The organism is Allobosea sp. 05T422_2, from assembly GCF_056396265.1.
Genome location: NZ_JBFTLD010000240.1, coordinates 1 through 10,751, shown reverse-complemented (window position 1 = coordinate 10,751; position 10,751 = coordinate 1). Strand labels below are relative to the sequence as shown.

Here is a 10,751-nt window from a genome sequence, read left to right as displayed (position 1 = left end):
GAACCACGGCCGAGACGCCGAAGCCGAGATTCACCGCCCAGCCAGAACGCAGCACCATCGCCGCGCGCCGGGCGATCACGGTCTCGATGCCGAACTCCGGCAGTTCGAAAGCCGAAGCCGGCACGCGGATCTCGCCGCTGATCGCGGGGTCATAGTCGATTCCGGTGGTCTGACGCTGGTCGGGGTCGACCACGACGTGGTCGACAAGATGTCCCGGCACCACAACCTGGCGCGTCGGCAGCGAACCGGTTGCGACGACACGCTTCACCTGGGCGATGACGATGCCGCCATGGTTGCGGACAGCCATGGCCTGGTCGAGCGCGCCGAGCGGTGCGCCCTCATGTTCCATGCTGATATTGCCGCGCTCATCGGCCGTCGTGCCGCGAATGATCGCGACCTTCGGTACGATATTGGGGAAGTGCAGCCACTCCTCGCCGCCGAACGCGACGACGCTTACCACCGGGGGACGGGCGCGTGCCGCGTCGTTCATGGCGCAGCCATGGCGCCGCGGGTCGACGAAGGTGTCGAGCCCGACCTTGGTGAGGACGCCGGCTCGTCTTGCCGCGACATCGCGGTGCATGTCGAAGAGAATCCCGGATGGAACGTTCCAGGCCGCAATCTCATTGCTGCCGATCATCGACCAGATCCGCGGGGACGGAAGCGAGGACGGGCCGGACGGATAGGAGCCGGCCAGGATCGCGCTGAGCAGGCCTGGCTGGGCGAGATGGTCGATGCCGTCGATGCCGTACATGTCGCCGGCGGCGATCGGGTGCAGCGTCGTCAGATTGCGCGGATGCCCCTCCGCCTTGAAGCGTTCGCCGATCGCCTTGAGCACGGCGTCGGGACAGTTCAACCCGGACGAGGACGAGACGGTGACGACGGCGTCGTCGGGGATCAGGCGGGCCGCGGCCTGCGCGGTGATGACAGATTTAGACATGGCGATGTCCAGGGAGGAAGGGGGCGCCCGTCGTGTTCCGGACGATGAGGTGAGCGGGTTGAAGGCAGGTCTTCGGCGGCGCGTTCGGATCGTCGAGGCGCTCGAGCACGAGTTCGGCCGCCTTGCGTCCAAGGTTGCGGGGCTCGATCGCAACCGTGGTCAGGGCTGGCGTCCGCAAGGCCGCCTCCATGATGTCGTCGAAGCCGGTGATCGAGAGCTCGCGGCCCGGTGTCATGCCGCGCTGCGCCAGCGCCAGCGTCGCACCGATCGCCACGAGATCGTTGAAGCAGACGAGCGCCGTGGGCTGCGGACCAAGCGCCAGGGCGATCTCCGCAGCAGCCACGCCGCCTGCCAGCGTCGGCGGACAGGCGATGGAGATCGGCGGCGGCAGACCCGCCTCGTCGGTCGCCTGCTTCAGGCCGGCGAAACGTTCGCGCTGGACCGAGGTTTCGTCATTATGCCCGGCGAAGGCGATGTGCCTGTGACCGAGCCCCAGCAGATGGCGACCAATGGCCTGCGTACCTGCCGCGTTCTGAGCGCCGGAATAATCCGAGACCAATCCCTCGACATGGCGCAACGCCTGGACCAGCGGCAGGTCGGACGGAATCTGGGCTCTCAATTCCGACGCATCGCTGCCGGTCGACGGGCAGAGGATCAGCCCGTCGAGCCGATGTTCGCGCATCCGGGTCAGGATTCGTGACTGCCGTCCGCAATCCTCGCGCGTGTCGGCGATCAGAACGAGCGCGCCCTCCGCCTCCAGGCTCTCGGACACGCCGGCGGCGAGCTCCGRATAGAAGGGGTTGGCAAGATCGAAGACGATCAACCCGATCGTGCCCGAACGAGCGCCCCGCATCGCGGCAGCGGCACGATCATAGATATAGCCCAGCTGGGACGCGGCGCGCTGAACCCGCTCGCGCGCCTCGGCCGAAACCGGGGCGCCGCGCAGCGCCAGCGAAGCGGTCGACTTCGACACGCCCGCCTGTTCCGCGACTTCGATCAGCGTGGGCCGGGACATCGCTAGAGAACGGCTCCGAGGAATTGCTGCAGTTCAGGAGTCTTCGGCGCACCGAAGAACTCCTCGGGTGGCCCCTGCTCGTGAATGCGTCCCTGGTGGAAATAGACCACCCGGCTCGCCGCCTTCCTCGCAAAAGCCATTTCGTGTGTGACAAGCAGCATGGTCATGCCGGACCGCGACAGGCCCTCCATGACCTTGAGCACCTAGCCCGTCAGTTCCGGATCGAGCGCCGATGTGACCTCGTCGAAGAGCATCACCTTCGGACGCATGGCCAGGCTGCGCGCGATCGCGACACGCTGCTGCTGCCCGCCTGAGAGCTGCTCCGGGAAGGCGTCGTATTTCTCGGCCAGCCCGACCTCGGCGAGCACGGAACGGGCGATATCCGAAGCCTCGGCCTTGCCGATCTTCTTCACCAGCCTGGGCGCCAGCTCGATGTTCTTACCGACCGTCAGATGCGGAAAGAGATTGTAAGACTGGAACACCATGCCGACATCCTGGCGCAGCGCACGCAGGGCCTCCTCACCCGGAGCAAGCGCGTGACCGGCAACGATGATCTGCCCGGAATCAGGCGTCTCCAAGCCGTTCAGACAACGCAGGAAGGTGCTCTTGCCCGAGCCGCTGCGGCCGATCACCGCGATCAGCTCCCCTTCGGAAACACTCAGCGAGACACCGTCGAGGACGGTGAGCGATCCGAACGACTTGCGAACGTCCTCAGCTACGACGACCGGCATGGAGCCTCCTCTCGAGCCGCTGGCTCATCACGCTCAGCGGCCAGCACATGGCGAAGTAAAGAAGTGCGACAGAGCCGAAGACCCAGAAGGGCTGGAATGTCACGTTGTTCATGAGGGTGCCGGCCCGCGTCAGCTCGACAAAGCCGATGATCGACGCCACCGAGGTGTTCTTGACGATCTGCACCATGAAGCCGACCGTCGGCGGTACCGCCAGCCTGACGGCCTGCGGCAGCACGACATAGATCATGCGCTGCGCCGGTTTCAGCGCGAGCGAGGACGCCGCCTCCCATTGCTGGCGCGGCACGGCCTCGATACAGCCTCGCCAGATGTCGCCCAGAAAGGCACTGGCATAGACCGTCATCCCGAGCGCCGCCGCCACGAGGGGTGGAAAGCGCAAGCCGAGGAACGGCAGGCCGTAGAAGACGAGGAAGAGCACGATCAGCACCGGCGTGCCCTGCACCACGCTGATCCAGCCGGCTGCGATGTTCCTGAGCATGGCGTTGCGCGACACCCGCATCAGCGCGACGACCATGCCGATCGCGCCGCCGCCAATGAAGGCCAGCAGCGAGAGCAGCACGGTCCAGCGCGCCGCCTCGACGAGAAAGGTGAATTCGGCAGGACCGAAGGAACGGATCATCGACGCACCGCCACCGCGCGACGGCGCGGAAACAGGAACCGGCCGGCGAGATCGAAGCTCAGGCGGAACAGCATCGTGAGGCCGAGATAGAAGCCGGCGAGGATGATGTAGACCTCCATCGAGCGATAGGTGCGGCTGTCGATCAGGGCTCCCGCAGAGGACAGTTCCTCGACGGAAATCTGGGAGAGGATCGATGAGGCAAGCATGGTGAGGACGAACTGGCTCGACAGCGCCGGCCAGACCCGCTCCAGGGCCGGCAGAAGCACGACGTGGAGCAGAATGTCGCGGCGCCTCAGTCCGAGTGCCGCACCGGCCTCGATCTGCGAGCGATGGGTGGCCTCGATTCCAGCGCGAATGATCTCTGCCGAATAGGCGCCGAGATTGAGGGTGAGCGCGATCAGCCCGGCCTGGATCGCCGTGATCTGAATGCCCAGGCCGGGAAGCCCGAAGAAGACGAGGAAGAGCTGGACGATGAAGGGCGTGTTGCGCATGCCCTCGACATATCCGGCTGCAAGAACGCGCAGGAGCCGGCTGCGTGCGCTGCGCGCGACCGCGCACAGGACGCCGATGACCACGCCGAGCACGATAGCGACAGCGGAGATCCAGACGGTCTGCAGAAGGCCGCTCAGGAGCGTGTCTAATTGCGCCCAAACGTCGGAAAAGACGAGGCTTGGCATAGTGCTGACATTTCGATCGCGGGAGAAGACGAAGCCGGTGCGCCGCCGGGGCGCACCGGCGCGCTAGCTCAGAAGACCGGGAGTTCCGGCAGAGGCGCGTTGAGCCACTTCTTGGAGATTTCGTCGAGCTCTCCAGAGTTCTTCATGAACCAGATCGTGTTGTTGAGCCACTKATGCAGCTCCATCTGGTCCTTGCGGACAGCCATCGAGTTGGGCTGCAGCGCGAAGGCAAACTTGAGCTCGGCGTTGGCGCCCTTGTTCTGACCCAGAATCTGATTGACCGTGGTGTCCGGAAGGGCCGCGGCATCGACCTGGCGGCTGAAGACCGCCTGGGCGCAGATCGCATCGTCATCGAAGCGCACGATGTTCGTACCCGGCATCGCCATGCGCGTCAGCGTGGTGTCCTGCGGGCTGCCGCGCGGAACCGCGACGCGCTTGCCGGCGAGATCAGCCAGAGACTTCGCGGCCAGATCGTTCGCGCCCATGATCGACATGCGGAAGGCGCTGTAAGGCATCGGGAAGACGATGGTCTTGGCGCGCTCCGGCGTCGGTCCGAGCGTCGCGACCAGCAGGTCCACACGCTTGGCCTGCAAGGCGGGAATGCGTGCCGGCGGCGCCAGCGCGGTGATCTCCGCCTTCACGCCCATGTATTTGGCGATGAGATTGGCGACATCGACATCGTAGCCCGATGCTTCGCCGCGCTCATTGACGATACCGAAAGGCGGCACGCCCGACACGACACCGATGGCAATGCTGCCGCGCTTGGTGAATTCCTCAGGCGTCGAGGCGCTGGCTGTCGTCGTGCTTGCAGTGACCGCAGCAGCGGCGGCCGTCCCCAAGGCTAGCGCGCCCAAAGCGGCGCGGCGTGACGGATTATGCTCGTCCATGCACTTTCTCCATGTCGCGTTTCCATGAGCCGGGCTTCTAGAACGTTCCAGCTTCGAACTGGAACGTTCCATATGACCAAATCGGTGTCAAGCCCATGAACGCTTCCATCCAGCTCATGGCTCTCCGCCCGCCAGCAAGAGCCGCCGAAAGCCTCTTCGAATTCTGGAGATCCAGGGCACAGCCGAGGCAAGCGAGCGATGCAGATGGCTGGTTCTCGCGCCTGGCGTGATGGCGCCTGCAGCGCGCCTGTGAGGTTGCATGCGAGCCGCCCCTGGTCGGTCGATCCAGGACTGAACGAACACTCCGGAAACCACCGCGCACGTGCCGCGCGATTTTTCCCGGGGGGCAGCTCAATTCTGCGAACAAGCAGGAATTCACCCTATACAACCTAAGCGAGAAACCTCAGGTTTAAGAGCAGCGCGGTGAGAAAATCTGCGAGCGGGGGAAATTGGCATGGCATGCCTTGATGTCGTTGATGCCMCCCACTGGATTCATCACGTCCTGGTCACGACGGACGATGTGAATCTGCGCCTCAAGCTCGACGCCATGGATGCGTGGCTCAGTCTGCGGGGAATCCCCTATCGCGTTGTCGCCCTGCCCAGGGACAAGATGGCGATACGGCTCTGCTTCCTGGAAGAGGAATCTGCCCACGCCTTCAAGGCGTTTGCCGGCGGGCTGAGTGTCCCCTCCGACGAGACGACCCTCGCGCTGGCTGCGGATCCCGCCAATGATGATTTCTATCAGGTGCTTGAACACCGGTTGGCTGATTGAGGCCGGATAGCGCTCGCCGCCCAAGGCCAGATCATCAGACCGGATATCGTATCCGGTCCGATGATCTGGCCTTCTGTGTTTGCATCGGCTTTTCCGAAAACCGCGATCCACTTTTCGGGCCGATGCTTTAGCCTGACGTCGACAACCCGCGCGGACACCCAGCCCGCTCATTTCGCGCTGTCCAGGATTCCGAGGTCACAGCGGTCCTGAGGACGGCCGCCTGACGTGAGCCCGGCGCGAACCAGCGCCCGAGAGATTTGCCGGGCCCGGCTTGGATCAGCGAAGGCGCCTGCCTTCAAGCGCCTCGACGATGGCCTTATAGCCCCGAGCGCGGGCATGTTGCAGCGGCGTAAGGCCGTCCCGATCAGCAATCCCGGGATTGGCGCCGGCAGCGACCAGGGCCCGCACGGTCGCGACATGCCGTGGGCCGCCATTGCCGAGCACCACCGCCTCCATCAGCGCTGTCCAGCCGAGATTGTTGACGTGATCGAGGGGCGCCTTCGCCTTGATCAGCTCTTCTACGATGCCCTCATGGCCGAGATGGGCGGCGGCGATCAGCGCGGTGCCGTCATAGCGGCTGGTGACGAGGGTCGCGGCCGCGCCCGCGGCGAGCAGAGCCTTCAACGTCGGCACATCGTCACTGACTGCGACGATGGTGACGGCATCATAACGCTGGTGGTCGAGAAGCGCCGGGTTCGCTCCCGCGACGATCAGGGCGCACGCCACGGCCCCCTGCCCGCGAAAGGCCGCGACATGGAGCGGCGTGCGGCCGTTCCCGTCCCGGGCGTTCAGGTCAGCCCCCGTCGCGGCAAGGTGGTTGACCCGGGCGACGTCGCCGGACGCGGCAGCGGCGTGGAGGCCCTGATAGGCGGACAATTCCGCGGCACTCGGCGGCGTCTGCGCCCGCACTTGGCCCGACAGGGTCGCGACCGCGAGGATTACGGCGGCGAACAGCGTTCTCGACATTGCCCCACTCCGACGATCCCGAAGACGGCCGAGCGCCGGCCGCCTTCATCGACATGCCTAAGAATAGTCTCAGCGCAGCTTCGCCTTCACCTTCTCGATGCCGGCATTGGCGCATTCTTCATCAAGATGCCCCCCGGGAGCGCCCCCGACCCCGACCGCACCGATGACCTCGTCACCGACCTTGACCGGCACGCCGCCGCCGAGCAGCAGGAAGCCTTCGATCGACGCAAGATGACGAGCGGCCGGATTCTTCTCGGCGCCCTCCGCGATCGCCGAGGTAGCGTTGCGGGCAGAGGCAGAGGTGAAAGCCTTGGCGCGGCTGGCCTCGACAGTGTGCGGCCCGGCCCGATCGGCGCGAAGCACGGCGCGCACGAGCCCGGCACGATCGACGACGGTCGCCGTCACATTGAAATTCTTGGCCGCGCAAGCCTCGACGGTGGCCTGGGCGAGTTCCTGGGCGATGGCCAGCGGCATGTTCCGTTCCTGAAGAACCTGAGCCCCGGCGACGACGGGGACAAGCGCAAGGGCTGCGGCGGCAGCAAGGCGGATCATGGACATGATTTCTCCGGTACTGAGCGTGATCGAACCCTGTGCTCGACGGAGAAAGGTTAGCCCGAGGCGGCGGCGAAGATTATCGGTGCGGTGCCGGAGCCATCTCCGTAATCATACGGAGACCTGCCGGAGGCCGAGCCCTAAAGCGCGGCCCGCACCATGGCGGCAACCGAGGTCGCGCCAAGCTTTACCCCGATATTGGCACGATGGGTCTCGACCGTGCGGGGCGAGAGGTCGAGAGCGCGTGCGATCTCCTTGGTCGACCGGCCCTGCGCTACCAGATCGAGAATTTCGCGCTCGCGTGGGGTCAGGCGAGCGAGCAGTGCGGCCCGCTCGGTCCGCTCTGCCTGATCCCGGCTCAGGTCGTCGCGCTGCGCGAAACCGGCCTCGATCGCTTCGAGCAGAACCTGCTCATCGACCGGCTTGGTCAGAAAATCGACGGCCCCGGCCTTGAATGCGCGCCGGCAGGCGGTGACATCGCCATGGCCGGTGATCACAACCGTCGGCATACGTACTGCCGCGGTGGCCATCCGTTCGAGCAGCTGCAGACCCGAGACCCCCGGCATGCGGATATCGACGACCACGCAGCCATCCTGCCGCGGATCCGGGCGATCAAGGAAAGCCTGCGCGCTCGAAAACGGCTTCGCGGCGAATCCCATGGTCTTCAACAGCAGGGTCAACGCTTCCCTGACATCGCTGTCGTCATCMACCAGATAGACCGTGCGTGCAGCCGGCTTCATTCCGCAGCAACCTTCCGCTCCGCGATCAAGACGGGGATACGGATCGTGAAGACGGCCCCACTCGCCGCTCCGTTCCGGACTTCCATGCGTCCGGCCGCGCTTTCGACCAAGCGCTCGCATAATGGCAGGCCAAGGCCCATTCCGCCGCTCTTGGTCGTGAAGAACGGCTCGAAGAGGCGCGCCATATCGGCATCCGCGATGCCGCTCCCCTGATCCGCGACCGAAATCACCGCCTCCCCCGCAACCTCCCGGACCCTGATCGTGATCACGCGCCGCTCCTCCGGCATCGCGTCGAGCGCCTCGGCAGCGTTTCGAACCAGATTATGCACGACCTGCTCGATGGAAACGCGATCCACCACCGCCCATGGCGGAATGGGGCTCAGCTCCAGCCGCAACGTGATCGCGCGCTCCTGCAGGTCGCGTTCGACCAGTTCGACCACATTGCGGGTAATCTGGTTGAGATCTGCAGGCTGCCGGACCGGATCACGTCGTGAGACATAGGCCCTCAGCCGCTCCAATATCTCGCCCGCCCTCCGCGCGTGACGGACATTGGCCTCAAGCACGCTCACGAGTTCGTCGGGGGTTTTCCCTCCCGACCGAGCCAGGCGAAGGCCCGCCTGGCTCTGGCTGAGGATCGCCGTCAGGGGTTGGGTTATCTCATGGGCAATGCCGGACGCCATTTCACCGACTGTATTGACCCGCATCGCATGGRCCAGCCGGGCCTCATGCTGGTGCAGGCGCATGGCCTCCCTTGCGCCCGCCGTTCGCCGTCTCTCGCGCCGGATCACCAGCAACAGGAAGACCGCGAGCCCCGTCGCGGTCAGGACGACGAATGCGGTGCGCGGCGGGAGGAGATCCGCCAGAACCGGCTGCCCGGCGAGGTGCAGCACGAGCGGCTGTGACCGACTGCCCAGCGCCCTTTCATAGGTGAGACGGGGGATCACTCCCTGTTCGGGAAGGGTTACCCCGGTCTGAACGAGGATCGCTCCGGCAGCATCCCGAAGCACGAGAGCGATCTCGTGCGGCTGGCCGCCCTCCGGTTCGACCAGGAGCTTGCCGTCGATCACCAGGATGAGCGCGCGGACTTCGGACGCAGTGTCGGGAAGGCGCTTGACCAGCGCGTAGAACGGCGTCCCCCCTCGGCTGGCGACCGTCCCAGCCTGCCCTGGCCCGAGTTCGCGGAGCTTTCCCGCAAGCGCCGCCATGTCGAAATCCCGGAGAGCAGATGGTGGGCTGCCGACATCCATTTCGGATGACTTGGGGAAATCGATCAGGGCGACAGCAGCGATGCGGGGATAGAAGCGCTGCATCGCCTCGACCACAGCCTGGAAGGTTGCGGATGATGCATCCGAGCTTGCGAGGACTGCTGCGAGGCTGGTCAGATGGGCGTCATGCTGATCGACGCGCTGCGACAGGACGCGGTGCAGCGTGCCGCCATCCCGCTCCAGCCCGTCCCGCACCCGGACGAATTCGGTAGCAGCCGCCAGGGCAAGGGCGATGAGCGCCAGCGGTATCCATAATCCGAGAAACGCGAGGAACCGTTGCTTCACGAGGGTGCGCCTAGTTTAGGCCAACCTATCGCGCAAGCCGTTCGCAGTCACCGTCGCGCTCGCCGAGCCGAAACAGCCAGCCTGTCCAGCCTCTCGCTTCCCACATCAGGCAGGATGCCAGAGGATGCGCGAGGCGGCGTTGAGCCTCGCGCATCGGCCTGTTTCAGAGATGACCGGCCTGGTCATCCGCCCTGCGGCCACCCCGGATATGGCCGGCCGGGTCGTCGGCGCCGCGGGCGCGACGTACGTCGCCGACCGGATTGTCTGCCCCACGCCCACGCCGGGCCTGGCCGACTGCATCGTCCGCACCCCGGCCCTGCCGCACATGGCCGGCCGGATCGTCCGCTCCACGCCCACGCCGGGCCTGACCGACCGCATCGTCCGCACCCCGTCCCTGCCGCACATGGCCGGCCGGATCATCCGCTCCACGCCCATGCCGAGCCTGACCTACAGCGTTATCAGCACCGCGACCGCCTCGGGCATGACCGGCTCCATCATCGGCGCCGCGGCCACGCGCATCGGCTGCGCTGCCACCGCCGCTCGACGAACCGCCGAGACCACCACCGCTGTCGCCACCGCGGCCGCTGCCGCCGCTACTGCCGCTGGAGCCTGAGCCGGAGCCGGAGCCACTTCCGCCGCCACTGCCTCCGCTGCCTCCGCCAGAGCCGCCGCTGCCACCACCGGAGCCTCCACCGCTCCCTCCGCCTCCAGAACCACCTCCGCCGCCGCCTCCGCCGCCACCTCCCCCGCCGCCGTCGCGCGCCAGGATGACGCGGGCCGCGTCCTCATGCGAGGTCGCACTCTTGTGAGCTGGGGAATCGTTCTCGCCCTCACCGCTCCGGGACAGGGCTGACGCCCCCAGGCGGATGATGCCTTCCAGGTGAGGCGAGCTGTCGTCACGGATGGCGGCGCTCGCGCCCTGCGAGCCGGTGGTCGCCACCAGGATGGTGGTCGCCAGCATAAGTGATCGCAATGTCATGGTCGTATCTCCTTGCCATAGCCACCGCCGATCATTCTCTCCTCGGTGACGGAGCAGAGCCTGCGCGCCCTCGAACCTCGCCAGCCTGACGCGGCCTGTCAGGGAAATGTCAGCTTGGGTGTCGTAGCTTCGAAAGCTACCATGCGACATTCACGCAACATCGCCCTGTGGCGCGCGGTTCCGGCCCTCGCGGTCGTATTTGCGCTCGTCACGACAAGCCCGGCCTGGATCGCCCCCTCCTTTGCCAAGGATGGCGGAGGCGATGGCGGCGGGGGCGGCGGCGGTTCTGGCGGCGGTGGGGGGGGCGG

Annotated in this window: 11 protein-coding genes and 1 pseudogene; 2 read left to right on the top strand and 10 right to left on the bottom strand. The window is 66.2% G+C overall.

From position 1 onward, the window contains the following. The 6 genes and pseudogenes from AC1DJT_RS28770 to AC1DJT_RS28745 all read right to left on the bottom strand — a co-directional run. A partial coding sequence (locus tag AC1DJT_RS28770; protein ID WP_476835376.1) for a malonate decarboxylase subunit alpha occupies positions 1-937 on the bottom strand: 937 nt, incomplete at its 3' end. Continuing rightward, positions 930-1,952 carry a LacI family DNA-binding transcriptional regulator gene (locus AC1DJT_RS28765; RefSeq protein WP_476835375.1) on the bottom strand — a complete coding sequence of 341 codons (1,023 nt, stop codon included), beginning with the start codon at positions 1,950-1,952 and terminating at the stop codon, positions 930-932. The genes AC1DJT_RS28770 and AC1DJT_RS28765, both read right to left, overlap by 8 nt. A 2-nt stretch (positions 1,953-1,954) precedes the next feature. Then, positions 1,955-2,683 (bottom strand): annotated as a pseudogene (locus AC1DJT_RS28760) (amino acid ABC transporter ATP-binding protein). After that, positions 2,664-3,320: an amino acid ABC transporter permease gene (locus AC1DJT_RS28755; RefSeq protein WP_441507859.1), complete on the bottom strand. Its 657-nt coding sequence runs from the start codon at positions 3,318-3,320 to the stop codon at positions 2,664-2,666. Before AC1DJT_RS28755 ends, AC1DJT_RS28760 begins: the two are co-directional and overlap by 20 nt. Next, positions 3,317-3,997, bottom strand: a complete 681-nt coding sequence (locus AC1DJT_RS28750) for an amino acid ABC transporter permease (RefSeq protein WP_441490266.1) — start codon at positions 3,995-3,997, stop codon at positions 3,317-3,319. The genes AC1DJT_RS28755 and AC1DJT_RS28750 overlap by 4 nt, the downstream gene beginning before the upstream one ends. Positions 3,998-4,065: 68 nt before the next feature. Continuing rightward, positions 4,066-4,884, bottom strand: coding sequence for a transporter substrate-binding domain-containing protein (locus AC1DJT_RS28745; protein WP_476835377.1), 819 nt, complete (start codon positions 4,882-4,884; stop codon positions 4,066-4,068). Between the two features lie 454 nt (positions 4,885-5,338). On the opposite strand from AC1DJT_RS28745, the gene AC1DJT_RS28740 reads away from it, so the two are divergent. After that, a complete protein-coding gene (locus AC1DJT_RS28740) occupies positions 5,339-5,656 on the top strand; it encodes a hypothetical protein (protein ID WP_476835374.1) in 318 nt (105 codons plus the stop codon). A 276-nt stretch (positions 5,657-5,932) separates the two neighbouring features. On the opposite strand, the gene AC1DJT_RS28735 is transcribed toward AC1DJT_RS28740, so the two are convergent. The 4 genes from AC1DJT_RS28735 to AC1DJT_RS28720 form a co-directional block, all read right to left on the bottom strand. Next, positions 5,933-6,622, bottom strand: coding sequence for an ankyrin repeat domain-containing protein (locus AC1DJT_RS28735; RefSeq protein ID WP_476768626.1), 690 nt, complete (start codon positions 6,620-6,622; stop codon positions 5,933-5,935). Between the two features lie 69 nt (positions 6,623-6,691). Further along, a complete protein-coding gene (locus AC1DJT_RS28730; RefSeq protein WP_441490269.1) occupies positions 6,692-7,180 on the bottom strand; it encodes a GlcG/HbpS family heme-binding protein in 489 nt (162 codons plus the stop codon). A 134-nt stretch (positions 7,181-7,314) separates the two neighbouring features. Next, on the bottom strand, positions 7,315-7,914 hold the full coding sequence (locus AC1DJT_RS28725) for a response regulator transcription factor (RefSeq protein ID WP_441507856.1): 600 nt from the start codon (positions 7,912-7,914) through the stop codon (positions 7,315-7,317). After that, positions 7,911-9,464, bottom strand: a complete 1,554-nt coding sequence (locus AC1DJT_RS28720; RefSeq protein ID WP_476835373.1) for a sensor histidine kinase — start codon at positions 9,462-9,464, stop codon at positions 7,911-7,913. Before AC1DJT_RS28720 ends, AC1DJT_RS28725 begins: the two co-directional genes overlap by 4 nt. Positions 9,465-9,588: 124 nt before the next feature. Between AC1DJT_RS28720 and AC1DJT_RS28715 the strand changes: the two genes are divergently transcribed. Further along, positions 9,589-10,077 carry a hypothetical protein gene (locus tag AC1DJT_RS28715; protein ID WP_476835372.1) on the top strand — a complete coding sequence of 163 codons (489 nt, stop codon included), beginning with the start codon at positions 9,589-9,591 and terminating at the stop codon, positions 10,075-10,077. Positions 10,078-10,751: the final 674 nt, after the last annotated feature.

Excerpts from the sequence above, each read along its gene's own strand:
- AC1DJT_RS28755 (WP_441507859.1), bottom strand. The coding sequence starts at position 3,320 with ATGATCCGTTCCTTCGGTCCTGCCGAATTCACCTTTCTCGTCGAGGCG.
- AC1DJT_RS28750 (WP_441490266.1), bottom strand. The coding sequence starts at position 3,997 with ATGCCAAGCCTCGTCTTTTCCGACGTTTGGGCGCAATTAGACACGCTC.
- AC1DJT_RS28735 (WP_476768626.1), bottom strand. The coding sequence starts at position 6,622 with ATGTCGAGAACGCTGTTCGCCGCCGTAATCCTCGCGGTCGCGACCCTG.
- AC1DJT_RS28730 (WP_441490269.1), bottom strand. The coding sequence starts at position 7,180 with ATGTCCATGATCCGCCTTGCTGCCGCCGCAGCCCTTGCGCTTGTCCCC.
- AC1DJT_RS28715 (WP_476835372.1), top strand. The coding sequence starts at position 9,589 with ATGCGCGAGGCGGCGTTGAGCCTCGCGCATCGGCCTGTTTCAGAGATG.